Below are 24673 nucleotides of genomic sequence, written 5' to 3' on the forward strand. Positions count from 1 at the left end.
TTACGAAAAGGAATTTTATAAAAACAACAATATGTAACATATAGTTGACAGGTATTTATTATATATTGATATTCAATGCTATAGCTAATAAACATTTCAAATTAAAACCGACAAGGGAAAAATCTTTTAAAAATATTTTCAAATAAATTTGTTTTTGCGTGTAGGATGTTCTAATTTTACATTATCAAACACACCGATTATGGACTTTACTTTCAAAAACATATCAGAATTCAACGATTTTTTTAAAGACGAAAAGACATGCTATGAGTTTCTTGAGACTCAGCGTTGGAACGGTGTTCCAGTATGCCCACATTGCGCTACAGCAAAGAAACCATACACAGTAAAAGCACGTGGCAAGTTCATTGATATACCTTCTTATCGCTGTTCTGAAAGGGCTTGCAGTTTGCCTTTCACAGTTCGTACAGGTAGCATATTTGAAGGCTCTAAAGTAGAATTGCGCAAGTGGTTTCAGGCTTCTTACGAAATATCAATTTCTAAGAAAGGTATTAGCAGCGTAGAACTTGCAACCCGTATCGGTGTATCTCAGAAAACAGCGTGGTTTATTAATCACCGTTTACGTGCTATGCTGACAGAAACAGCCCCAGAGTTATTGACAGGTACAATTGAAGTAGATGAAACTTTTGTCGGTGGTTTGGAAAAGAATAAGCATATCAGTGAGAAGGTTAAGCGTTCTAAGATTAGCCGCAAACTGGATGAAAAGATTGTAACTCCAAAGACTATGGTATTAGGCATCCTGCAAAGGGATGGTAAGGTAAGAACGTTTGTTGTACCTAACAGACAGGCAGACGTTTTAAATCCCATTATGCGGGCTAATGTGGAGACAGACTCACGTATAATATCTGACGCATTAGCTTCTTACGTTGAATTGCGTAAGGACTACAACCACATATCTATTAAGCACACTGTTGGCGATTACAGGACTAAGGGAGACGAACACACCAACAACATAGAAGGTTACTGGAGCATACTTAAAAGGGGCATAATAGGCACGTTTCACTTTGTTAGCCCTCAGCACTTGCAAAGGTATTGCGATGAATTTGCACACCACTACAATACACGCACTACTACTACTCAGGAAAAGTTCTTAGCAGCAATAAAAAACGCACACGGGAACAGATTAAAATATAGAGACCTTACACCGAATCAACCAAAGAAAAAGGCTACCTTAAAGTAGCCTTTTTTTATGGATATACAGGAAGAAATGGAATCGCAGGTAGTGTCTCAATTTGAATTTTAATAAGACGTTATAGTATTTTAGGGTTCCTCGGTTTTAAATTAGCCTCTTAGTAGTACGTTTATCCCATAACCAGACTTCATACGAAAGTATGTGTTAGTCTTTGTATCGTAATGCCACTTGCGGAGTTTTTTTTGTGGTTTATCTACATGCTTCATTTTCCACCCCCACCACAACGAATGTTTTATTATAATGTAGGACGGAGATGCAGAAGCGGGGGCGGTTTGCTGCGCTATACTATTTTTAGAGCATAGCATAATAAGTCCAAAGATTAGGAGAGCGTATTTCATATACAGTAAAGATAACAAAATAGGCCGCAATGGCAGCCCTGTTTTCGATAGTTACCCTACTTATTTAGCACCTGCGTGTAATTGGGTATAGTTACCCCAACTCCATGCCCGATTAGTACTTATTTCTCATCGGGCATATAATAAGCAACGCTCATAAAACACCGTCAAAGATTGTCACGGTGAGGCCCTCGAACCGCGACAATCTTTGACGCATCGGGCCGGTTCTCTTTGAGACACCGCTCTCCGCCCTTCCGCTCTCGCACTCATTTTATCGGGCACGATCGGGCATACCCAAAAATCACAAACACATGAAAATCAATAAATTAACCACAACCCGATGCCCGATTATTTTTTAGTTTTCATCGGGCATATAATAAGCAACGTTCATAAAACACCGTCAAAGATTGTCACGGTGAGGCCCTCGAACCGCGACAATCTTTGACGCATCGGGCCGGTTCTCTTTGAGACAACGCTCTCCCCTCTCGCTCTCATTTTATCGGGCACGATCGGGCATAACCCAAAATCACAACCAAATGAAAAACAATCAATTAACCTCCAATCCATGCCCGATTAGAATTACATTTCCGTCGGGCATCTGCAAAACGGAGACAAAAACGGCATCTGATTTCAGCCTAACCATAGTTCAGCAATCACACAACTTTTACTTAACACCAATATTCTCTACATTTAAACCATGAACAGGCGTTTTTTCGTAAAGACCTCCGCATTGGCAACCGCCGGAATACTGGCATCCCGTTATGCAATAGCAGGAGGCAACAATATAACTGCATTCCCGGCAGTACGCACACCTGCCGATAAGCGGAAGTTTACCAGCAAAGCAGTGGAAAACCTTATAGGAGAGGTTAAAAAGAACATTGGCAATAAGGAAATAGCCTGGATGTTCGAAAATTGCTTCCCCAACACATTAGATACCACAGTAGACCATACCAACGTAAACGGCAAACCAGACACCTATGTAATAACCGGAGATATTGATGCCATGTGGCTGAGAGATTCATCGGCACAGGTGTGGCCCTATCTGCCGCTCTGTAAAGATGATAAGGCATTGCAGCAAATGATCAAGGGAGTGATCAGCCGCCAGGTAAGGTGTATACTTAAAGACCCCTATGCCAATGCCTTCTATAAAGACGAAAGCAAGGTAAGCGAGTGGCATAATGACCAGACCAAAATGCAACCCGGCACCCACGAGCGTAAATGGGAGATAGACAGCCTGTGCTACCCCATCAGATTATCATTCGGCTACTGGCAGGAAACGGGCGATATGAGCCACATGGACACATCGTGGAAGGAAGCTATGAAGCTGATAGTGGAAACATTTACTGTACAGCAGCGCATGAAAGACAAAGGCCCTTACAGCTTTATGCGCAGCAGCCCATATGCTACAGATAGCATCCCTATGGGCGGCTATGGCTATCCGGCTAAGCCCAACGGACTTATCTGCTCTATGTTCCGCCCCAGCGACGATGCCACTATCTATCCTTACCTGATCCCATCAAATATATTCGCAGTATCATCGCTGCACCAGATGGCCACTATGATGGAGTTGGTAGAACCAAACGAAACGGCATCCATATACATGCTGGCCAGTCAGGTAGAAGAAGGTCTGCTGAAAGTAGCCACGGTAAAGAATAGTAAGAATGTAGCTATGTATAGCTATGAAACAAATGGTTTCGGTAGTTATAACCTTATGGATGATGCCAATGTACCATCCTTACTATCGCTGTCATACCTGCTGGGCAACGAAAGCAAACTGCTCGACCGACCCACATATAACAACACCCGCAGGTTCGTACTATCAGACGAAAATCCATTTTATTTCAAAGGAACAGCGGGAGAGGGCGTGGGTGGTCCTCACGTAGGTGCAGATATGATATGGCCCATCAGCATCATTATGCGCGGCCTCACCAGCACCGACGAGGCCGAAATAAAGAACTGCCTTGCCACGCTGCAGCGCACCCATGCCAATACCGGATTTATGCATGAATCATTCCATAAAGACGACGCCACCAAATTCACCCGTCCATGGTTCGCCTGGGCCAATACCCTGTTCGGCGAGTTTGTCTGGAAGGTATACAGAGAACGCCCGCATTTGCTGAATTAGCTAACTGTCGGCTGGCAGGTTCGGCAATTTGACAATTTGAAAATGGATAAAATAACTCAGATACCGAACGGCATCCCGACTACCTGTCATGGTGAGGTTCTCGAACCATGATAGGTAGGCGCATCGGGACGTATTCGCTTTGTGTTCATGTTGCTGCAATCGAAGTGCTTAAAAGGATTAAAAATGAATCCCAAAACGAGTAGAATTTTATTCTCTTTATTTTTAACCGTTATCGTATTAGGGATAATTTATTTCCTATATCAAAGATGCCAGTTACTAAAAAATCATAAAATTACCATTGGCAAGGTTATCGAATGTCGATTCCTCTCCAAATCAGGAGGTTCAATAAGTTTAGTATATGAATACCAGGTAGATGCCTTTAATAATATTCGTTCGAAAACAGAAAATTTAATACCCCTTAACGATTGCAATGAACATTTTATTGGAAAGACTTTTCCGGTGATCTATAATCCAGAAAATAAATCCTTTGCATCGATGTTAATAACTCCCAGGGATTTCAAGTCGTCCAATATTATATTCCCTGACACATTGAACTGGGTTAATAAATATCTCCGGGAGTAGCATTAAACACCGCGTGCCTTTCACGGTTGAGGCTCTCGAACCATGATAGGTAGGCGCATCGGGACGTATTCGTTTTGAGACCCAAGAGATATTGTTACTTCTCAAAGAGAACCGGCCCGATGGTTCAATTGTCATGGTTCGTCCTTCGAGAGCGCCAGGATGATACTCCCATGACATTCGGAGGTAATGCGAGAAGATTACATGCTAATATATTTGTTACCAAGCTAACGCACTCGCCCCCAAAATAGCCGCATCAGCATCCGGCAGTGCCGACTGAATGAGCGCCACTTTGTTCTTATAAATATTAAGCAGGTTGGCTTCCATGTGTGCACGAACAGGATCCAGCAGCATCTCCCCGGCATTGGCCAGTCCGCCGAAGAAGATAATAGCTTCAGGAGAGGTTATAGCCACTGCATCAGCAAGCGTCTGGCCCAGTATCCTGCCGGTATATTCCATCAGCTCCAATGCAAAATGATCACCGGCTTTTGCAGCTATATAAATGCTGCGTGCCGAAATTTCATCGCCCTGACCGCGGAGTATAGTAGCGTCATCTCTGTCGGCCAGCAGTAGGTGTGCCGTGCGCACAATACCGGTTGCAGATGCATAGGTCTCCAGGCAGCCCATGCGACCGCAGCCGCACTTACGCCCGTTACGCACCGCTATTACATGACCCAATTCACCTGCAAATCCATCGTGACCATAGATCAGTTCGCCATTAGCCACAAAGCCGCTACCCAGGCCCGTACCCAGCGTTACCAGTATAAAATCTTTAAGGCCCTTTGCCGCGCCATAGGTCATTTCACCCACAGCTGCTGCATTGGCATCATTGGTCAGTACCGCTTTCATATGCAGCGCGTCCGATACCATTTTGGCCATAGGTATTACCCCTTCCCATGGCAGGTTGGGTGCAAATACGATGTCGCCGCTATAAAAGTTGCCATTGGGCGCTCCTATGCCTGCGCCTACAAAATTATCTCTGCCGGCCTGTTCTATAATAGGTTGCAGTGCCTGCTGCAAGGCGGCTATATAATGGTGCGGCGTTTCATGTCCGCGGGTAGGCATGCTGCCCTTGGTTACGATCTCTCCCCGCCTGTTTACTACTCCAAATGCTGTGTTTGTTCCGCCGATATCAATGCCCAGCGCCAGTGCTTGCGTCATAATCTATTCCTTGTTTTTGTAACATACGGCGTACGCCGAAACCATACCACGCCAGATACGCAAATCCGATCACCGGTATCCAGTAAGATTGGTGGATACCAATGGAAGGCATATCTGCCAGTTTACCTTGTATAGGCGGTATTATAGCGCCACCCAATATCATCATTACTAAGAATGCAGAGCCTTGTGCGGTAAGCTTGCCCAGCCCTGCAATAGCCAAAGCGAAGATACATGGCCACATTATAGAGCAGAAAAGCCCGCCGCTCATAAAAGCATAGATCGCAGTGGTTCCCGTAGTGGCAATGCCAAACAGCATACTGCCTACTCCGAGTAGCGAAAATATCATTAAAGTACGAGCCGGCTTATCCTTGCTGATGTAGAATGCAATACCCTGTATCATTATACAAACCACGTAACCATACAACGCACTTACATCATTTTGAGCAATGGAGTTAACGAGTAATACCACGCCAAATGCAACAAGTGGTACCAGGAATAATAACAGCGTATTCATGGGTTTAGATGGTTCGAATATTTTTATTGATCCTGTCCAACGGCCAACCATCAGGCTACCCCAGTACATGGAAATAAATGGTGCTATCTGAGCCGATGTATAACCGCCAAATGCAGGCTGTTCCAATAGTGCACCCATGTTGCTTTGAATGGTCACCTCAACACCTACGTAAGTAAATATAGCCAGCATGCCGAGTACCAGCTGCGGGTACTTCATCGCTCCCCAGCCCGTAACATTCTTCTTAGCGCTAAGTAGTGATATGAACAAGGTAGCAAGTATAACGCCAAGCCCTGCCAGTGCCAGTTTAACACGTGTATCTTCTACCTCAGCCAGTAACAACGCATCAGTAGTCACAACAGCATAACTCTTAAATACCATTACAAAGATGACTATCAATAATGCAGTCATCACCAGCAGTGCCATCAGCGCCTTAGGCGAACGCTCAGTAATATCATCATACTTGCGCTCTGGCAGTTTCTTAGAAAAGAAGAATAACCCGGCGGCTATTACAAACAATGCAGCTACACAGGCATATAGTACAGACACCTTGTCCAGACCTAGAGACTGTATCTGTGCATCATTTGCTTTTGTAGCACCAAACAATGCCAGTGCTACTACTATAGGGCCTATAGCCGTACCGAATGAGTTAATACCACCACCCAATGTTATACGCTGTGCACCGGTTTCCGGTGAGCCAAGTAATGCTGCAAATGGATTGGCGGCTGTTTGCTGTAATGAAAAGCCAAGTGCTACTACAAACAGCCCGCCCAGCATGCCGGGGAAGGTGTTGGCGTTAACGGCTACTATCATCATCACTGCGCCTATAGCCGAGAACAAAAGGCCGTATACAATGCTATTCTTGTATCCCCATCGCCCTACTATCTCTCTTTGCAGGATATACGATATGATGTATAGCACAAGTGCGCCGAGATAATAAGCAAAGTAAAATGCAAAATCTATCAGCTGAGATTGGAACTGATCGAGATGGAAGTAGTGCTTGCAAAAAGGAATGAACACCCCGTTGCCGGCGGCAATAAAGCCCCAGAAAAAGAATACAGTAACTAAGGTTGATAGCGCCCCCGAGTTGGAAGACGTTGATTTTATGTCCTGAGCATCAGCCATTGATGGAAATTTTAGTCAAGATAGGGAGTTTTTAGTACATAGTCATTAGTACATAGTAGATAGACGGCTTAATTATTTTAGTAGAAAGTGTAAAGCAGAAGGTAGAAAGCTATATTTAATTAAGCAGAGGTCTTTACTGGCCCCGGCCTCATCAACTACGCAGGACTTTTGAATTAAGACTATCAACTTACAACTCTTTATTTTTCTTTAACTTTTACAAAATGAAATGTGGCACGGATTGTGAAATACACCTAACAAATCAAACAACGTTTATGAAAAAGATCATCGTAGCAGCCACAATGGTAGGCGCATTATTGACAACCACCATGGCTAATGCTCAGAGTGTTATTAAAACTAAGAAGGTGTCTAAAACCGAAATGCAGCAAACAAATACTGCTGCGGCCAAGAAGCAGACAAAGGTGGAAAGCGACACTAAAACGCTGGAATTGAAAACTACTGAAAACGGCACTAAGACGCGGACTACAACGCACAAGAGTAAGGTGGTAAAAACTACTAAGGAGACAAAAGCTGTAATGACGAAGAAGTAGAATAGGTGTGTTTTATAATAAGTCACTTGCCCCCATGTGGGGCAGGTGGCTTTATTTTGTTTTGGTCGTGTATCTTTGTGCTGTTTATAAATATGTATTATGTTTGATACACAAATGAAAACTATGAAGTACGCCATTGCCGCCCTGATAATATGTACCTTGTCCGTTAGCTGCAACTCTGCCAATAATCAGCGTCCAAGTACTAAGTATGAAGAGAAAAAAGCTTCAATGGCCGACATGGAGAAAGAGAGTCCGCTGAAGTTTTTGAAAATATCAGGTTCGCACCGGCGCAACCTGGTGAGTCAGGAAGTGGTAGAGGGTGAAGTGTCTAATCATGCCACGCTTACCAGTTATAAGAATATAGAGATACAGCTCACTTTCCTTTCTAATGATGGATCTACTGTAGATAAGCAGAAACACACACTTGATGATGTGGCTAAGCCCGGATCATCTGTTGACTTCAAAATAAAAGTAAGTCATGTGAAAGACGCATCATCTGTTACAATGGATATTGTGGACGCAGTTGCTGATAAATAGCAGATAGTCGTTAGTAGATAACAGAAAGTAGGGATGAAGTGGTTCATTATGCTTAATCACTATATGGCCCACCTTTTCCTAAAATCCAGACCATCCTGATTCAGAGTTCTAGAACTGGCCGGTAAACAACAGATCCAGATCGGTGTACTTAAACCCGAATTTCTTGGCTATAGGAGCATTGGTTACGCAGCCCTTGTAGAGATAAACACCATTACGGATACCGTTGCGTGTCTGAATTACCTCTTCTACACCTCCTGTATCGGCACACTGTTGCAAGATAGGCATCAATACATTGCTGATGGCACGTGATGCGGTGCGGGAAACGCCTGATGCTATGTTGGGTACGCAATAATGGATCACATCGTATTTCTTATATACGGGCCTTTCATGGCTGGTAACGCGCGAAGTTTCAAAGCAACCACCGCGGTCTATACTTACGTCTATGATCACAGAGCCGGCCTTCATGTTACTCACCATCTGCTCAGATACCACCATTGGTGTTACACCGTTAATAGGTTTCAGTGCGCCAATAGCTACGTCTGCATTTCTCAGTTCTTCCGCCAGTGTCACAGGGTCTATTACCGAGGTAAAGCAACGCCTGCCTATGTTGTTTTGCAACTTCATAAGGCGGTAAATAGAGTTGTCGAATATCTTAACCGATGCACCCAGACCAAATGCGGCACGAGCAGCAAACTCAGCCACTATACCTGCACCTATTATCAATACCCTTGCCGGTGGTACACCGGAGATACCACCCAGTAATACACCCTTGCCATTGTCGGTATTGCCGAGATAGCGGGCAGCAGTGAGTATGGCATAGTTACCAGCTATCTCGCTCATAGAGCGTACAATAGGAAAGCTGCCATTTTCATCCATTATAGACTCAAATGCTATGGCTATTATTTTCTTAGATATCAGTTGCTCCAGCAGCCCGGTCTTAAGCATGGGCATGTGAATAGGCGATATAACTACCTGGTTCACCTGCAGCAGACCCGCTTCCTCTTCCGAAATTGGTGCTGATTTGAGTATTGTGGTAGCCTTATATAGTTCGGCCTTGTCATACACTATTCGTGCACCTACCTCGCTATAGTCATTGTCGAAGTAAAAAGATCCTTCTCCCGCCCCATGTTCTACCGCTATATCATGTCCCTGGTTAATGAGTACAGATACACCCTCGGGTGTCAGAGGCACCCTGTTTTCCTGGAAAGAGGTCTCTTTAGGAATACCTATAAATAGCTGTTTTTTTTTAGGAATGATCTGTAAAGTTTCCTCCAGTGGTGTGTAAGAGAAAGACGGAGATATGTATGGTTTTTTACTCATTGAGCAGAATTCATGACTCTTTAGACCTCACAAGATACAGTATTGCTACATATAAAAAAAGTAATTTAACAATTGCCTGATCCTGACGATTTATGAATTTGATAAGTGTTGATTTTGATGCGTATTGTGTAGCTTTAAATTCTATTTTTGCAACGAAGTGCAAGACATATTATGCTAAGACAATCGAACCAACAAAGGCTTTTACAAAAACTTTCACCACAGCAGATTCAGTTAATGAAGTTGCTGCAGATACCTACGGCCAGCCTTGAGGATCGCATACAGGAAGAACTGGAGGAAAACCCCGCATTAGAAAATGAAGTGGGACAGGATGACGACGAATACGACCTGGGTGGTAATGATGATGGTGACGATAACGACTATGATGAAGGTGGCGATGATGTAGAGCTAAGTAATGACACCGCCGATAAAGTAGACCTGGATGATTTTCTGAAACATGAAGATGACGGAGACAGGAACTATGACTATGGAGATGACTACTATGGTGCTGATAATGAGCGACAGGTAACACCGGCCAGGGTAGAAACCAATTTTCATGACCATGTGCTGGATCAGCTGGGTATGCTGGAGCTTGATGAGCGCAGGCATAAGATAGCCGAGCAGATAATAGGCAGCCTGGATGAAGATGGCTACCTGAGAAGGGAAGTAACCTCACTGGCGGATGACCTGGCTTTCGGGCAGAATATAGAGACTACCGAAGACGAGATCAATGAACTGATCAAGCAAATACAGCAATTTGACCCGGCGGGGATATGCGTGTGGAACCTGCAGGAGTGCCTGTTGCTGCAGTTGAAGCGCATGCCTGATTCCAAGCCACTGAGGGATGCGATAATTGTACTGGACAAATACTTTAATGAGTTCATTAAGAAGCACTACGATAAGATACAACGCCAGCTGAACCTGAATGATGAAGACTTTAAGGCTGTCATCAACATCATCATCAAGCTGAATCCTAAGCCGGGGTCTTCATTTGCGGTATTGAACAAGGCAGAAAGCTATATCATACCCGACTTCTTTGTCTATAACAATAATGGCATACTCGAATTGTCACTTAACTCTAAAAATGCCCCTGAACTACGCGTGTCAGAGGGGTATAAGGAGATGATGAGGGCATATGAGAGAGGCCAAAAGAAGGATAAGCGACAGAAAGAAGCGGTAATGTTTATCAAACAAAAACTGGACTCTGCCAAGTGGTTTATTGATGCCATAAAGCAGCGCCAACATACACTGTTGCACACTATGCAGGCGATCATGGATTTTCAAAAAGAATTCTTCCTGACGGGCGATGAGGCGGCGCTGAGGCCAATGATATTGAAAGATATAGCCCAGCTTACCTTGCTGGATGTATCGACAGTGAGCCGTGTGGCCAATAGTAAGTTTGTACAAACAGAATACGGCACGCACAAACTCAAGTACTTCTTCTCCGAAGCCCTGCAACTGGATAGTGGTGAAGAGGTAAGTACCCGCGAGGTAAAGATGATACTGAATGAGATAATAGGTGCCGAAAATAAACGGAAGCCATTCTCGGATGAACACCTTACCGATATGCTGGTAGAAAAGGGGTATCATATAGCCCGCCGTACTGTAGCCAAGTACAGGGAGCAGTTGAATATTCCGGTAGCAAGATTGAGAAAAGAATTGTAAAGTCTGAACCTTGATTGGCATGATGCAAGGATCAAAAGGATATCAACAAAATAATTGTTAAGAAATGATAGTTTCTCAGACGGTCATTTATTTAGACCGCCCTCATATAGTGGGCGGTTTTTAATTTTATTGTATATTAGAAGTAGAATTGAGGATGGCACTATTATTGTTATATTCCCGTTATAAGAGAAAGATATACCATGTTGCGCTTTACATTACTACCCGCTCTGCTCTGTTTGTTCACTATGATCTCGCACGGACAAACAACGTTTCCGACTCCTGCTGACAGCAAGGAAAGGCTATTTTATCTGCAGAGAGATCCTAACACCAACACCATAGTATACGACATCAATTACATGGCCGATGGCAGTATTAATACTGTTGACCCGGTACACGTGTATTGGATAAAATACATGAAGGGCGGACAAAAGGAAGAGTTGCTGGAAATAGAGAAGAAGTTTGCATACGGTGCCAAGACTGAAATTGTAGATGCTGCCGAAAAGACATTTAAGCTAAACCTTGTCGCGTATAAAAGCATAGATATTATGCTGAAACCCGCGCCGGCAAAATCACCGAAAAAATACAATGCTTTTGTTTCCGTAAACGGCAAGACAATAGCGCTGAATAAAGTATACCTGAAGATAAATGGCGGTTCGCCTATGAACCCCAATATTGAGTATATAGAGTTTACCGGTAAAGACCATAAAACGGGCAAACCAGTTGTGGAAAAGATAAAGCCCGAAAAACCATCTTAGTATAATGAAATAAGGGAGGCAATATTGCTTCCCTTATTTCATTTATGGTCTGATCGTAAATTACAATATTTTCTTACCTCTCATTGCATCTTTCAATGCCGCATCCATTACACGTTCTGCATATGGGCGGGAGACTTCATTGAGTGCTTCGGTCTCGTGTTGTACCTTGTCTTTATCTTTTGCATCAATGGCATAACGCAGGTTTTGCATACCGGCGAGGGTTTTATTCACCTCTTCCTCAGTCAGGATGTCACGATGCTTGGATATAAACTTTTCAGTGGTGTCCAGCATCTGTATCGCTTCGGTTGTGGCCTCAGTGAGGGCGCGGAGTTTTATGTCGTCTTTGGCATTTGTAAGCGAGTCTATAAGCATCTGCTCTACGGCTTCATCTGTAAGGCCATATTTGGGCTGCACATCTATGCTGGTAGCTACGCCGCTACGTAGTTCAGTTGCACTCACTTTCAGAATGCCGTCGGCATCCAGAAGGAATGTCACTTCTACTTTAGGCAGACCTGCAGGCATGGCGGGGATACCTGACAAATTGAATTCAGCCAGTTTGCGGTTGTCCTGTACCATATCGCGTTCTCCCTGGAATACAGAGATGCGCATACCACTTTGTCCGTCTTTTTGAGTGGTATATTGACGGCCTGCCTTTGTTGGTATCTTAGAGTTGCGGGGAACAAGCACATCCATCAGGCCGCCCATGGTTTCGATACCCAGTGATAGCGGAGTAACATCGAGCAGCAACATTTCTGTGTTGTTACCTGCAAGAATATCTGCCTGCACTGCTGCGCCAAGGGCTACTACTTCATCAGGATTGAGTTTGTCATGTACGTCTCGGCCAAAGAAGTTCTTTACGCTTTCCTTTACCAATGGTACACGGGTGCTGCCACCTACCATCACTACTGCATCTATCTGATCTACAGTCAATCCTGCATCGCGGAGTGCATTGGCGCAAGATGTAATGGTGCGATCGATAAGCGGTTGTATGAGTTCGTTGAACTCTTCACGGGTTATACGAACAGCTTTGCCATCTATTGTTCCTTCAAAAACTTCATTGTTAGTGAGGTGCTTTTTAGCTTCTTCGGCGGTTACCCTCATTTGCTGCGCCAGGCTCTTGTCTATATGACTGCCGAAACCAAGTGAAGTACCGTCTACACCGGCATCTTCCTGCCAGTAGCGCACCAGCAGGTTATCCATATCATCGCCACCGAGGTAAGTATCCCCATTAGTTGCCAGCACTTCAAAAATGCCAGCGCTGATGGTGAGGATGGATATATCGAAAGTGCCACCGCCAAGATCGTAAACAGCTATTGTTTTGTCTTCGCCGGCTTTAGCACCAAGGCCGTATGCCAGGCTGGCCGCGGTAGGTTCGTTGATAATGCGCAATACATCTAGTCCCGCCAGACGGCCCGCATCGCGAGTAGCCTGCCTTTGGGCATCATTAAAATATGCAGGAACAGTGATCACTGCTTTGGATACAGTTGTCTTAAGAATGTGTTCAGCACGTTTCTTTAATTCCTTCAGTATATAAGAAGACAGTTCGATAGGAGAATAGAACTTATCACCTACCTGCACTTTTACCAGTGCATCGGTACCATCGTCTATTACATTGTAAGCAAAGAAACCGGCATCGTGGCTTACATCTTTGTAAGATTTGCCCATGAGCCTTTTAGCACTATATATGGTACGTTCAGGTTCTTTTACCAACAGATCTTTAGCCGGATTGCCGACGGTTACATTACCATATTCATCGAAATGCACAATTGACGGCACCAAAGTGAGTCCGTCGATCTCGCGGAGTGCGATAGGCTCGTGGGTGTCACTTTTTACTATGGCTATGAGGCTGTTGGTGGTACCCAGGTCTATTCCTACTATTATTTCTTCCTGCAACAGGGAGCCTGTTGCTATATTGATGGCTACTTTGCCCATGTTTTCAATTTAGAGGTGCAAAGGTAGATAATTTTAAGAGGGCAATTTTTGAATGGTTCAATGGTACGATAGGGGGAATCTATGAAGGAGTAGAAAGTCTAAAGTACAAGGTAGAATGCTGATATTACCGCTTCTTTGCAGGATTATCATCTGGTAGCTTCATCAACATATTATAGAAGAGGGTATTTTTCACTGATTTTGCGTACTCGGTTCCTCCGCCAAAATCGCCCCAATACATTCTATTTCCTAAAAAGACAATATAATTGTTTCTGAATAAGGTTGAAACGGGATGCGGGTCATGGTAATTGACCTTCATTGCCGCAGTGAATTGTTTTTTCAAATCAGATGCACTATTATCCTTTGATAAATACTGTAAAAGCTCTTCAACACGTTTGGGGCCTATTTCTAACAAAGAGATTCTCAACAGTACTTTTTCGGCATTTAAAGTGTCATTCATAAGCAAGTACAGGTTTTTAATTTTCACCAGCCTTCTGGCCGCTTCATCTTCCGCGTCATTGCCACAATCTGTGTTGTATCTGCAACCCGTATCTGCAAGGGTTATATAGTATAGCGCACTGTCATACTGTTTCAAACCCTTATAGCACTCATACACATCCATCACAGCTCCATACCTCATATGCCTCACAGCACTCAATGTGTCCGCGAACTGAACCTTTAAGATCGAAAGTGCTTCGTTGTATTGTTTATTCAGCAAATAGCCTGTGGCGGCGGCATAATAAACACCTTTATATTTATCGTATTGGGGGTAATGTGCAGATAAATATTTGTAATCTGCCTGAACCTTTGCATAATCTCCGGTTAACACGGCTGCCTTCCCTTCCTCATAATAATCATCGGGCATTTTCTGGCCCATGCTCATGAAGGGCAGAACCAGTAGCAGCAACAAATATAATACGCTCTTTATACTCATAATTTAGCATTGTAGTGGCATACCTTGCCATTTTTTATACCATAAAATATTAATTGCTGCTTGTCTATGTAGTACTCATTAGAAACGGCACTGCTAATATCTCCAAGTTCATCTTTTGTAAGTGTGGCGATTATTTTGTTGTTGTACAAAATCACATACTTGTTGTCGGTCATTTTTTGGATAAAGAAAAAATTTCTACCGTCTCCACCAGACTTGATGATCTGCGGATCTATTTCTTTTTCGTTCGTATAGGCTTTTTCTCCAGTTACAGGGTCCTCGATTGTACCATACACTAAATTACCTACCGCAATGGTACTGCCGATCGGTTTTGAAAACTCCCCATTATAGATAACATACATGTTGGTATCAGTAGCTAACCCATACAGATTTTTGGGTGTCTCATCTGATCTTTTAACCAAGTTGTAGCCTGCTACATAAAATATTCCCGGTTTTCCCCTGGCGCATTTATATAGTAATTCTTCATCATGATACAGATATTCCGAATCATCGGTAGTGAATGAATGAACAGTGCTTCCTTCTGCGGTCATAGAAAATATATGCGGCCTTACTCCATATTTTGTGATAGGTTCCGGAAGTTCCTTTCCATTTATATTGCGGTAAATACAATAATTTCTCTGTCCACAAAAGTAAATTTGCCCTTTGTCGTTTACACCCAGTGCATATATCTTGTTGTATTTTGTGTATTTAGTTTGGCCATCTATGTTTATAAGGAATGGCGCATCAATTTCAACTGTATTGTGGTAGTTACGCATTGTCAGGTCACGATCACTATAGCGGTTTCGGAATCCGTAAACTTCATTTGATTTTGATTTAAAGGTGTTCTTTTTATAAGCGGAGTCGTCTTTGTAACTGCATACAATATGGCCGCGAGTACTTAATTTGCTATCGCCGTCATGTGTGCGATGTACCCCGCCATTTATAATCATATAAGCTCCGGCGCTGTCTTCTATGGTATATGCATAATTGCCTGAATTTTGTATATTTCCGTAAGGACCCTCCGCGCTCTTATTTTTATAAAAAGGCCCGATAGTAGTATCCGAGGTTACTAAATACTGTCTGTCCATTTCCTCCTTAACATAAGCGTACTTTCCGCCATTATTTACCGACATTGCCCTAAAGGGCTTTTCCGAAATATTGATTGGTTTGTTGTTAAGATATAATGTATATTTTGTTCTGGCGGGAATATAATAAAGGAGATTACCATTGGCACTAAATGTGCACCAATCGGCATACGGAAAAGGCCTGGTGTCAGCAGAGTCGATAACGGCCATTTGCATGTTATTGATATACAGTTTCATCACATTGTTATCCTCTGTAGTAACAGCAATGTGAGTAGACGAAGCGGAGTAGCGAATTTTGAATATCGGTTCGTAAGGGCCGAATATATAGTTGCTTTTTTAAAATTTGCAATGGTATTTTTTGTTGCGGGTGTCTCCAAATATCTGTAATTGATCTTGCTCCTCGTAGTAGTTAAAGGTATCAGATAAGACATATTGCCCTTTTTCGGAAGCATACACCCGTTTTAATTCATACACCATCCCCCTGTCTTCTATCATATATTTATAGAACATAGAATAGTTGCCCGCTGAATCTGAATTGAAGCTGATCAGGTTTTTCAGGAATAGACTATCATTGTTACCGGGGAATAGCGGAGTGGTCTCTAACTGACCAGATGCAGAAAGAAAGTAAGTGAGTAACCATATAGTAAGCAGCATCCTCTTCATAGACATATAGGTAATACCCGTATGAAGGTAATGATAATATACAGAATTAGTTGAACCCGTATTGCCTGTATTAGTTAGCTTATCACTTAAATATCAGCAACAAAGTGCCGCCAATGATGAGCACTACACCGCCAACTTCCTGCCAGGATAGTTTTTCATGAAGGAAAATAACTGATATAATAATTGCCAGTGCTACGCTCAGCTTGTCGATAGGTGCTACCCTTGATACATCACCTAGCTGCAATGCACGAAAATAAAACAGCCACGATAGACCTGTTGCCGCACCGGATAGTATAAGGAACAGCCAGTTGGTGCGGGTGAGGGTGCTGAGTTGGGTAACAGAGCCTTTGGCCAGCACAATGCCCCAAGCCAACATTAAAATGATAACGGTGCGAATGGCTGTTGCCAGATCAGAATCTACGCCCTTAATGCCCACCTTAGCAAAAACAGCTACAAGTGCAGCAAAGACGGCCGATAGTAATGCATATATCCACCACATATAAAATATTTTTAAAGTAAATATCCTGAAAAGTGCAATAATCCTCGCTTTCTACTTAGGTATAGATAAGATAATCACCGAAATTACGGTTTTCAGAAATTGATGAATACATTTGTAGATTAACAGCGTGTAATATATATGTTTACATATTTAGGTAATAAGTTCAGGCGGATAACCAGCAACGGGGTCTACATGGCCGAAATTGATGGGATGAGGTTTCTTTCTCTAACGCTTGTCACTCTTTTTCATATCCATGGTTATTTCATGGAGAAAACTAAAATAGTTTTTGCCGACAATCCGGACAACTACTACTGGTTCAATAGATTTATGGCTGGTGCCGACAGAAGCGTGCCGTTATTTTTTGCTATCAGCGGGTTTATATTGTGCCTCCCGTTTGCTAACCATTATATAAAGGGTGGAAGGAAAATAGAGTTGAAGAATTATTTTGTGCGAAGGGTCACCAGATTGGAGCCGCCATATTTCATAGTAATGACCATTATATTCCTGGCTCAGATAGCTATGCATGTGTACACATTCAAAGCGCTATTTCCAAGCCTTCTTGCATCGCTTATCTATTCACATAACCTTATCTTTCATGCCACACCACTGGTTACAGTTGTTGCATGGACACTGGAAGTAGAAATACAGTATTACATTATTGCACCGTTCATGTTTCGCATATTAAAGCTATCGGCTGTGACCAGACGCCTGCTGATAAGCGGTGCTATTATTGGTTTTATATTGTTACAGAATATCTATCCTCCTACATTTCTAAGTATATATGGAAACATTCAGCACTTTCTTATCGGGATGCTGATAGCTGATTTTTATGTATGTGGCATTGCCAAAGATTTTTTTGCGCAGAAATGGATGGCATTAACAGGCATTGCTGTATTTCTGTTTATGTTCCTGATGCCAATGGGTCATATGGCTGGTTTCGAGAATATTCAGTATAAAATTCTGTTGCCGTTTCTTATTGGTCTGTTTTATTACATCATCCTCAATAACGCTATAGTAAAGTCGGTGTTCAGTTTTAAGTTTGTACCTATTATAGGTGGCATGTGCTACACTATTTATTTGCTGCACTATACAATTATCTCCATGCTGGGTAGGTTTACAGCTAAGATAAAATTTACGGACTATTTTTTCCCTAATCTCCTATTTCAGTTTACAGTGCTGATGTTTGCGATACTTGCAATATCATCAGTATTCTACCTGTATATTGAAAGACCATTTATGGATAAGAAGTGGGTGACGAAGCTAATGGGAAAGAAAGCCACAGAAGGAAAGGCAGAATAAAACATGCGGAACGATCCGGGATCATTCAGTATGCAGGAAACGGTTTCAGGTAAAGCCAAATAAGATATGATCATGTACGGGGCCAGTGGCCATGGCAAAGTAATACTGGAGATACTGGAAAGCAACAACGATACCGACATAAGGGTATGGGATGACGCAGCTAAACCCGATATGTGGGAATACCCTGTAGAAAAGCCATTGCCGCCGGGATCGGTAATGCCGGGGAAGATGGTAATTAGCATTGGCGTGAATGCCACCAGAAAGCGAGTAGCTGAGCGATTTGCGAACACAGTAGAATTTGGGACGGCAATACATGCCGATGCATATATATCTAAAAGAGCTACGGTTGATGAAGGAACAGTAGTGATGGCGGGTGTGAGAATAAACCCCGACACGAGAGTGGGTAAACACTGTATAGTGAACACCTGCGCATCTATAGATCACGACTGTGTGCTGGCAGATTTTGTGCATATTTCGCCCAATGCAACACTTAGTGGTGATGTGCATGTGGGTGAAGGCACACATATAGGCAGCGGCGCGTCGGTAATACAGGGTATAAGAATAGGTAAGTGGTGCACAATAGGTGCCGGGGCAGCGGTAGTGAGGGATATTCCCGACTATTCAACCGCAGTAGGTGTGCCGGCAAAAGTGATAAAAACGAAACACGTATAAAAAATTATAAAAGAAATGAATCCTAAAATATGGTTGTCATCGCCGCACATGGGCGGAAACGAACAAGCCTTTGTAAAGGAAGCTTTTGATACTAACTGGGTAGCCCCATTGGGCCCTAATGTGAATGGCTTCGAGCAGGACCTTACTTTATTTCATGGTGGTAAAACGCATGTAGCTGCATTGAGCTCGGGCACTGCAGGTTTGCACCTGGGCCTGGTATTACTGGGTGTAGTGGCAGGTGATGAAGTGATCTGCCAGAGTATGACTTTCTCAGCATCTGCTAATCCTATTGCTTATGTTGGTGCAATACCTGTATTTGTAGATAGTGAAGAAGATACATGGAACATGTCGCCAACACTGCTGGAGGAGGCAATCAAAGACCGCATAGCGAACGGTAAAAAGCCAAAAGCAATTATACCTGTGCACCTGTATGGTATGCCTGCCAAGATGCATGAGATCATGGCTGTTGCTAACCGTTATGACATTCCGGTATTGGAAGATGCAGCTGAAGCGCTGGGATCTTCTATTAACGGAAAAATGTGCGGCACTTTTGGAAGGATCGGCATCCTTTCGTTCAACGGCAATAAGATCATCACTACATCTGGTGGTGGTGCGCTTATATCTGACGATGAGTCGATAGTGAAAGAAGCACGATTCCTGGCTACTCAGGCACGCGATGAGGCACCACATTACCAGCATTCTAAGATCGGCTACAACTACCGCATCAGCAACCTGTGTGCAGGTGTAGGCCGCGGACAGATGGAAGTGCTGGCTAAGCGTATAGAGCAGAGAAGAGCAGTTTATCAGCAATATGTAGATAGATACAGTGGTGCAAAGGGAATAAGCTTTGTAGCTGAGCCAGCGGGCTATTTCAGCAACAGGTGGTTATCAGCATTAATGATAGATCCTGCAATAGCCGGGTTTACCCGTGAAGATCTGCGACTGGGGTTGGAAAAAGACAATATTGAAAGTCGCCCGTTGTGGAAGCCAATGCATATGCAGCCAATCTTCAGCAAGTACCCTTATTACGGTACGGGTGTTTCTGAAAGATTGTTTGAAAATGGCCTTTGCCTGCCATCAGGTTCTAATCTTACACAGGCAGATATGAACAGGGTGTTTGCAATAATGGACATGTTTATAAAGAAGTAATTTTTTCATTGACATAATAATTCTACCGAAGGCGCAAACAGATAGTATTTATCTTTGCGCCTTCGGACTTTTATAAAATCACACAACGTATATACTATGCACCAGGAATGGCAAAAAAATATAGAAGCGGTATTTGCAAACAGAGAACTGCTGAAGGAAGAAGCTTATAAGGATACAATACGTGCCGTAATAGAAGAAGTAGACAAAGGGCGCCTGCGTGTGGCCATGCCAACCAATAATGGGTGGGAAGTGCAGGAATGGGTGAAGAAGGCCATCCTGCTTTACTTTGGCATACAGCCCATGCAGACATGGGAGGTAGGGCCGATGGAGTTTTATGACAAGATGTTGCTGAAGAAAGACTATGCAGGGTTAGGCGTACGTGCAGTACCTACGGCTGTTGCCCGCTACGGTGCGTTTATCGCCCGTAATGTGGTGCTTATGCCCTCTTACGTGAACATAGGTGCCTATGTAGATGAAGGTACTATGGTGGATACGTGGGCAACGGTAGGTTCTTGTGCGCAGATAGGCAAAGGCGTGCACCTGAGTGGTGGTGTGGGTATTGGTGGTGTATTGGAGCCTTTGCAGGCTTCGCCGGTGATCATAGAAGATGGTTGTTTTATTGGGTCGCGCTGTATAGTGGTAGAAGGTGTTATTGTTGAGAAAGAAGCTGTGCTGGGTGCCAATGTAGTATTGACACAATCGACCAAGATAATAGATGTGAGCGGACCTGAGCCGATAGAATATAAGGGCCGTGTACCTGCACGCAGCGTAGTAATACCGGGCAGCTATACCAAGAAATTCCCCGCAGGAGATTACCAGGTAAGTTGTGCGCTGATCATTGGTACGCGTAAGGCATCTACCGACCTGAAGACAAGTCTGAATGATGCGCTGAGAGAGTTTAATGTTGCCGTATAATTGAGGAGGAACGATATGAGTGTGTTATTACTGGATATAGATTGGGGCGTGTTTAACAGAACCTACAGCAATGTAAAGCTGTCGGACTATATCCTGTTTGCTGTAATTATACTGCTTACCATAGTGCTAAAGAAGCCGTTGGCAGGGTTACTCACGAAGTTGAGTACAAGGATAGCCTCTAAGTATAGCTACATGAAGCACCGGGATACCATAAGAGAAATCCTCTTTAAACCGGTGGAGCGACTGCTACAGATCATACTCTATTTTGTAGCCACTGAACAGATAGCACCTCTGTTGGATAGTGTAGACATACATAGGGCGGGTGGAAGCAAAAAGGGTATGAACATAAACCTGGGCTCCCTTACCGATCACTTATTCCTGCTGATATTTATCCTGTTCCTTACGCAGGTAGTAACAAGAATAATAGATTTCCTGTACTACATAAGAATGGGAAAGGCCAACGAAGAGCATAACCTGTCTAACCAACAGATGCTGCCACTCATCAAGGAGATATCTAAGCTCATTACCTGGACCTTGAGTGCGTTCTGGATACTAGGGTCGGTGTTTCATGTGAATGTGCCGGCGTTGATAACCGGTTTGGGTATTGGTGGTGTGGCCATAGCATTGGCGGGTAAGGAAACAGTAGAGAACTTCTTCGCTGCATTTACTATTCTATCTGATAAGCCCTTTCAGACAGGTGATGTCATAAAGCTGGGTGAAATAGAGGCAACGGTTGAGCGTATTGGTTTCCGTAGTACAAGGTTGCGTAACACAGATGGCTCGGCATATATTATTCCTAACCAGAACCTGGTGAGCCAGAACCTGATCAATCTCTCTAATCGCAGTACACGCGGGCTAAAACTTACAGCCAACATTAAATATGGGATCAGTAATGATGGGCTGAATCAACTAATAGCAGAAGTAAAGAAGACGCTACATGAAATGGAGGTAGTGAAAGATCCGATAACAGTATCGCTTGACAATTTTGAGAAAGAAACTTTTCAGCTGGTGGTGGCCTATCACCTGCCGCACCCGTTGCCGGAAGACAGTACCCTTGCGGGACTTAAGCATGAGATCAACCTGAAGGTGTTTGAGATAGTGAATAAGTATGGGCAGATGGGTACTGCTGTGGGAACGAGCTAAAAAAATAATTGAAGACGATCAGTTACACTTCGAAGCGCTTCGGCCTCTAATTGATTTAATGCACTGGCTGGTGGAAAGTCAGATTTTAACGAGTTCATTCTGTAAGTCTCTGATGAATGCCTGAAGCTGATCGATGCTTACATGGTCCATTACAACTATCTTGTACCATGCTGCATCTCCATGATGGTTGTTGGGTACAAGTTTGTACTTGTCGGCCAAAGCCGGAGCAATATGTGCGGCTCTTATGGTCACAATGTTCATTCTGGGGTGGCAATAATATGCGACGCCAAGTTTATCCAACTTATCACAGATCCATTGAGTGCGGTAGAGTAGTTTATTGATCTTTTCCAACCAGCCGAAGTGACCATATGTAAACAGGATCATCCATATGGCAATAGCGTTGACACCACCGCGACTACCGCTTAGCGTCATATCCATACCGCTTACATAGCTTGCATGCTTGGTATATGCATGTTGCATTAACCCTTTGCGGGCCAGGAATATGCCTGTACCATATGGCGCCTGCAGCATTTTGTGGGCATCGAGGGTGATTGAGGAGACAACAGGGTTGGCAAAATTGAGCTGACTTTTCTTGTCGGTCATAGGATAAACAAAACCGCCGAATGCTCCGTCTACGTGCAACTTAAATAGTACATCATTTGCATCCAGTACTTGTTTGTACAGATCAGGGCTGTCTACACTACCAAACATGGTGGTGCCCATGTTGCAGAAAACAATGAAGTAACTTATACCCGCTGCAATTGCCTGTTTCACTGTGCGGTCCAGCTGTATATATTCTATTTGCCTGTCATTGTCATTGACCGGCACGGTATACATTTCAATATTGAGTAGGTTAGCTGCTTTGGCAACTGAGTAGTGCGTATCTGCAGAGCTAAGTAAGGCTATCTGATTTTGAGCAGCGCTATGCTCAGAGACAAAATAGTTCCTGTAGATCCATGCCGCCTGAATATTGGCTTCTGTTCCGCCGGATGCTACATAGCCATCGCATGAATGATCTGCGGCCTTGAACATATCAACGCATAACAACTCAATCAGTTCTTTCTCCAACTCGTGAGTGCCTTCAAAAAACGGTTCGGAGTCGCCGAAGGTGTGGCAGCCGATGTGGTTGGGATTCTGGACATAGGCTCTTAAAAGTGGCGCATCTTTAAGAAAGGCAGCATGCTCATAAAATACGTGCTGATCGAGCGTAGACGCAGGTACACCCAGGCATACATTTTGTGTGTAACTGACATTGCGGGCAAGTGCTTCAGTTATTTTCCTGTCCAGTTCGGCATGAGTGCGTTTTACCCAGTATTTCATTCAATGACTCGTTATTGGCCGCAAAACTAGATCCATAGCTCGCAGGCAAAGCTAATGGCGATCACTAACAATAGTGACGTATCTCATAGGATAGTATTAATGTGGCGGCATATACTGGCGTAGCTATTATTTAAACCTGTTTCTTAAAAACAAAAACACCAAAGACGGTGTTGTCTTTGGTGTTTTATTTTGTAATGTCTGTTTTACCAGATATAAACCCTACAATAACTTATAGTATGTTCAAAATTTGCTCCTTTGCTTTCTCCAGTTCGTCCTTCATATTGATAACGATCTGTTGAATTTCGGCATGATTAGCTTTCGACCCCAAAGTATTTACTTCACGACCTATTTCCTGTAGTATGAAGTTGAGTTTGCGGCCTATGGCAGTGTCCTTATTGTCAACGGTTTCGTGGAAGTATACGCAATGCTGTTTGAGACGGGTCTTTTCTTCGCTGATGTCCATACGCTCGAGGTAGTAGATCATTTCCTGCTCCAGACGATTCTCATCTATCTTTTGTTTGCCCACAACATCTATGAGCCACTGTTCAATTTTTGCCCTTACGCGTGTGGTGCGCTCGCCTTCCAGAGGTATAACTTTTTCCAAAAGCTGCTCTATGTTGCTGATACGGGAGTGTATATCCTTATACAGCACCTCGCCTTCATGTCTGCGGTGCTCCATCAGGTTAGCGGCTGCTTTTTCTACTACTATCTTCACCTTTTCCCAATCTTCAACGGCAAGTGCATCCTGATCGGGCGCTACTACTTCCGGCATACGCATTAAAGTAGATATGATATTGTCTGTAGGAATACCTACCTGTTCAGCTATCTGCTTCATACCCTGGTAATAGAACATTGCCAGATCGGTATTTACCACCATTGGCTTAGAGGCACCTTCCTGCTTTACCGTTATGGTTACATCTATAGTACCACGCATCAATGCGCTATTCAGCAGATTGCGGATGTCCAGTTCATAGTTGCGAAGTATGGGTGGCAGCTTGGTCATCAATTCAAATTGCTTGCCGTTAAGCGCCTTCATTTCCACTACTACCTGGCGATTGCCAATTGCGGCATCTGCCCGGCCAAAACCAGTCATTGAGTATAACATAACTTACTTATTTGCAACAAAAGAAAACAAAGTTTTACAATAAAACCAATTTATCATGGTTTACGATAGCGAGGAGACGCCTGTACCATCGCTATTTA

General features: G+C 43.5%; 21 protein-coding genes. 11 read left to right on the forward strand and 10 right to left on the reverse strand.

Going from position 1 to position 24673, the window contains the following annotated elements; all coding sequences use genetic code 11:
- Window positions 1-199 precede the first annotated feature (199 nt).
- Both CJD36_RS07945 and CJD36_RS07955 read left to right on the forward strand, forming a co-directional pair.
- Window positions 200-1195: an IS1595 family transposase gene (locus CJD36_RS07945; RefSeq protein ID WP_105038596.1), complete on the forward strand. Its 996-nt coding sequence runs from the start codon at window positions 200-202 to the stop codon at window positions 1193-1195.
- 1044 nt (window positions 1196-2239) lie between these two features.
- Window positions 2240-3667: a glycoside hydrolase family 125 protein gene (locus CJD36_RS07955; protein WP_105038598.1), complete on the forward strand. Its 1428-nt coding sequence runs from the start codon at window positions 2240-2242 to the stop codon at window positions 3665-3667.
- Between the two features lie 798 nt (window positions 3668-4465).
- On the opposite strand, the gene CJD36_RS07965 is transcribed toward CJD36_RS07955, so the two are convergent.
- Window positions 4466-5407 carry an ROK family protein gene (locus tag CJD36_RS07965; protein ID WP_105038600.1) on the reverse strand — a complete coding sequence of 314 codons (942 nt, stop codon included), beginning with the start codon at window positions 5405-5407 and terminating at the stop codon, window positions 4466-4468.
- Window positions 5379-7043 (reverse strand): MFS transporter, encoded by a 1665-nt coding sequence (locus tag CJD36_RS07970; RefSeq protein ID WP_105038601.1) that lies wholly within the window; start codon window positions 7041-7043, stop codon window positions 5379-5381. The genes CJD36_RS07965 and CJD36_RS07970 overlap by 29 nt, the downstream gene beginning before the upstream one ends.
- Window positions 7044-7315: 272 nt before the next feature.
- Between CJD36_RS07970 and CJD36_RS07975 the strand changes: the two genes are divergently transcribed.
- Entirely contained in the window at window positions 7316-7591 is a 276-nt protein-coding gene (locus CJD36_RS07975; RefSeq protein WP_133162549.1) for a hypothetical protein, read from the forward strand.
- A gap of 123 nt (window positions 7592-7714) precedes the next feature.
- A complete protein-coding gene (locus tag CJD36_RS07980) occupies window positions 7715-8128 on the forward strand; it encodes a hypothetical protein (protein WP_133162550.1) in 414 nt (137 codons plus the stop codon).
- 108 nt (window positions 8129-8236) lie between these two features.
- Here CJD36_RS07980 and CJD36_RS07985 read toward each other — a convergent pair whose 3' ends face one another.
- Complete coding sequence (locus tag CJD36_RS07985; RefSeq protein ID WP_105038604.1) at window positions 8237-9448, reverse strand: alanine dehydrogenase; 1212 nt, start codon at window positions 9446-9448, stop codon at window positions 8237-8239.
- Window positions 9449-9619: 171 nt separating this feature from the next.
- Between CJD36_RS07985 and rpoN the strand changes: the two genes are divergently transcribed.
- Window positions 9620-11110: an RNA polymerase factor sigma-54 gene (gene rpoN / locus CJD36_RS07990; protein WP_105038605.1), complete on the forward strand. Its 1491-nt coding sequence runs from the start codon at window positions 9620-9622 to the stop codon at window positions 11108-11110.
- 200 nt (window positions 11111-11310) lie between these two features.
- Entirely contained in the window at window positions 11311-11865 is a 555-nt protein-coding gene (locus CJD36_RS07995; RefSeq protein ID WP_105038606.1) for a DUF4833 domain-containing protein, read from the forward strand.
- Window positions 11866-11925: 60 nt separating this feature from the next.
- Here the strand turns inward: CJD36_RS07995 and hscA are convergent, their stop codons facing one another.
- The 5 genes from hscA to CJD36_RS08020 all read right to left on the reverse strand — a co-directional run bounded on the left by hscA (window position 11926) and on the right by CJD36_RS08020 (window position 16972).
- Window positions 11926-13797: a Fe-S protein assembly chaperone HscA gene (hscA, locus tag CJD36_RS08000; RefSeq protein ID WP_105038607.1), complete on the reverse strand. Its 1872-nt coding sequence runs from the start codon at window positions 13795-13797 to the stop codon at window positions 11926-11928.
- Between the two features lie 124 nt (window positions 13798-13921).
- Window positions 13922-14671, reverse strand: coding sequence for a hypothetical protein (locus CJD36_RS08005; RefSeq protein WP_145959406.1), 750 nt, complete (start codon window positions 14669-14671; stop codon window positions 13922-13924).
- Window positions 14672-14724: 53 nt separating this feature from the next.
- Window positions 14725-16047 carry a hypothetical protein gene (locus CJD36_RS08010; RefSeq protein WP_105038609.1) on the reverse strand — a complete coding sequence of 441 codons (1323 nt, stop codon included), beginning with the start codon at window positions 16045-16047 and terminating at the stop codon, window positions 14725-14727.
- A 99-nt stretch (window positions 16048-16146) separates the two neighbouring features.
- Window positions 16147-16473 (reverse strand): hypothetical protein, encoded by a 327-nt coding sequence (locus CJD36_RS08015; protein WP_133162551.1) that lies wholly within the window; start codon window positions 16471-16473, stop codon window positions 16147-16149.
- Between the two features lie 82 nt (window positions 16474-16555).
- Entirely contained in the window at window positions 16556-16972 is a 417-nt protein-coding gene (locus CJD36_RS08020) for an EamA family transporter (RefSeq protein ID WP_105038611.1), read from the reverse strand.
- A gap of 138 nt (window positions 16973-17110) precedes the next feature.
- On the opposite strand from CJD36_RS08020, the gene CJD36_RS08025 reads away from it, so the two are divergent.
- The 5 genes from CJD36_RS08025 (at window position 17111) to CJD36_RS08045 (ending at window position 22150) form a co-directional block, all read left to right on the forward strand.
- Entirely contained in the window at window positions 17111-18271 is a 1161-nt protein-coding gene (locus tag CJD36_RS08025) for an acyltransferase family protein (protein WP_105038612.1), read from the forward strand.
- Window positions 18272-18337: 66 nt separating this feature from the next.
- Window positions 18338-18943, forward strand: coding sequence for an acetyltransferase (locus tag CJD36_RS08030; RefSeq protein WP_105038613.1), 606 nt, complete (start codon window positions 18338-18340; stop codon window positions 18941-18943).
- Between the two features lie 15 nt (window positions 18944-18958).
- Window positions 18959-20092, forward strand: a complete 1134-nt coding sequence (locus CJD36_RS08035) for a DegT/DnrJ/EryC1/StrS family aminotransferase (protein ID WP_105038614.1) — start codon at window positions 18959-18961, stop codon at window positions 20090-20092.
- A 96-nt stretch (window positions 20093-20188) separates the two neighbouring features.
- The gene (locus CJD36_RS08040; protein ID WP_105038615.1) at window positions 20189-21007 is read left to right on the forward strand and encodes a 2,3,4,5-tetrahydropyridine-2,6-dicarboxylate N-succinyltransferase; all 819 of its coding nucleotides are present in this window, start codon (window positions 20189-20191) and stop codon (window positions 21005-21007) included.
- A 15-nt stretch (window positions 21008-21022) separates the two neighbouring features.
- Window positions 21023-22150, forward strand: a complete 1128-nt coding sequence (locus tag CJD36_RS08045; RefSeq protein WP_105038616.1) for a mechanosensitive ion channel family protein — start codon at window positions 21023-21025, stop codon at window positions 22148-22150.
- A gap of 78 nt (window positions 22151-22228) precedes the next feature.
- Here CJD36_RS08045 and CJD36_RS08050 read toward each other — a convergent pair whose 3' ends face one another.
- Window positions 22229-23470, reverse strand: coding sequence for a pyridoxal phosphate-dependent decarboxylase family protein (locus CJD36_RS08050; RefSeq protein ID WP_105038617.1), 1242 nt, complete (start codon window positions 23468-23470; stop codon window positions 22229-22231).
- Between the two features lie 229 nt (window positions 23471-23699).
- Window positions 23700-24575 carry a YicC/YloC family endoribonuclease gene (locus CJD36_RS08055; RefSeq protein WP_105038618.1) on the reverse strand — a complete coding sequence of 292 codons (876 nt, stop codon included), beginning with the start codon at window positions 24573-24575 and terminating at the stop codon, window positions 23700-23702.
- Window positions 24576-24673: the final 98 nt, after the last annotated feature.

The organism is Flavipsychrobacter stenotrophus (genome assembly GCF_002954265.1).
In the GTDB taxonomy this organism is placed as follows: Bacteria; Bacteroidota; Bacteroidia; order Chitinophagales; family Chitinophagaceae; genus Flavipsychrobacter; species Flavipsychrobacter stenotrophus.

What these genes read in the sequence shown, in the direction of transcription:
- CJD36_RS07945 (WP_105038596.1), top strand. Translation starts at nt 200, where the DNA reads ATGGACTTTACTTTCAAAAACATATCAGAATTCAACGATTTTTTTAAA.
- CJD36_RS07955 (WP_105038598.1), top strand. Translation starts at nt 2,240, where the DNA reads ATGAACAGGCGTTTTTTCGTAAAGACCTCCGCATTGGCAACCGCCGGA.
- CJD36_RS07965 (WP_105038600.1), bottom strand. Translation starts at nt 5,407, where the DNA reads ATGACGCAAGCACTGGCGCTGGGCATTGATATCGGCGGAACAAACACA.
- CJD36_RS07970 (WP_105038601.1), bottom strand. Translation starts at nt 7,043, where the DNA reads ATGGCTGATGCTCAGGACATAAAATCAACGTCTTCCAACTCGGGGGCG.
- CJD36_RS07975 (WP_133162549.1), top strand. Translation starts at nt 7,316, where the DNA reads ATGAAAAAGATCATCGTAGCAGCCACAATGGTAGGCGCATTATTGACA.
- CJD36_RS07980 (WP_133162550.1), top strand. Translation starts at nt 7,715, where the DNA reads ATGAAGTACGCCATTGCCGCCCTGATAATATGTACCTTGTCCGTTAGC.
- CJD36_RS07985 (WP_105038604.1), bottom strand. Translation starts at nt 9,448, where the DNA reads ATGAGTAAAAAACCATACATATCTCCGTCTTTCTCTTACACACCACTG.
- rpoN (WP_105038605.1), top strand. Translation starts at nt 9,620, where the DNA reads ATGCTAAGACAATCGAACCAACAAAGGCTTTTACAAAAACTTTCACCA.
- CJD36_RS07995 (WP_105038606.1), top strand. Translation starts at nt 11,311, where the DNA reads ATGTTGCGCTTTACATTACTACCCGCTCTGCTCTGTTTGTTCACTATG.
- hscA (WP_105038607.1), bottom strand. Translation starts at nt 13,797, where the DNA reads ATGGGCAAAGTAGCCATCAATATAGCAACAGGCTCCCTGTTGCAGGAA.
- CJD36_RS08005 (WP_145959406.1), bottom strand. Translation starts at nt 14,671, where the DNA reads ATGGGCCAGAAAATGCCCGATGATTATTATGAGGAAGGGAAGGCAGCC.
- CJD36_RS08010 (WP_105038609.1), bottom strand. Translation starts at nt 16,047, where the DNA reads ATGAAACTGTATATCAATAACATGCAAATGGCCGTTATCGACTCTGCT.
- CJD36_RS08015 (WP_133162551.1), bottom strand. Translation starts at nt 16,473, where the DNA reads ATGAAGAGGATGCTGCTTACTATATGGTTACTCACTTACTTTCTTTCT.
- CJD36_RS08020 (WP_105038611.1), bottom strand. Translation starts at nt 16,972, where the DNA reads ATGTGGTGGATATATGCATTACTATCGGCCGTCTTTGCTGCACTTGTA.
- CJD36_RS08025 (WP_105038612.1), top strand. Translation starts at nt 17,111, where the DNA reads ATGTTTACATATTTAGGTAATAAGTTCAGGCGGATAACCAGCAACGGG.
- CJD36_RS08030 (WP_105038613.1), top strand. Translation starts at nt 18,338, where the DNA reads ATGATCATGTACGGGGCCAGTGGCCATGGCAAAGTAATACTGGAGATA.
- CJD36_RS08035 (WP_105038614.1), top strand. Translation starts at nt 18,959, where the DNA reads ATGAATCCTAAAATATGGTTGTCATCGCCGCACATGGGCGGAAACGAA.
- CJD36_RS08040 (WP_105038615.1), top strand. Translation starts at nt 20,189, where the DNA reads ATGCACCAGGAATGGCAAAAAAATATAGAAGCGGTATTTGCAAACAGA.
- CJD36_RS08045 (WP_105038616.1), top strand. Translation starts at nt 21,023, where the DNA reads ATGAGTGTGTTATTACTGGATATAGATTGGGGCGTGTTTAACAGAACC.
- CJD36_RS08050 (WP_105038617.1), bottom strand. Translation starts at nt 23,470, where the DNA reads ATGAAATACTGGGTAAAACGCACTCATGCCGAACTGGACAGGAAAATA.
- CJD36_RS08055 (WP_105038618.1), bottom strand. Translation starts at nt 24,575, where the DNA reads ATGTTATACTCAATGACTGGTTTTGGCCGGGCAGATGCCGCAATTGGC.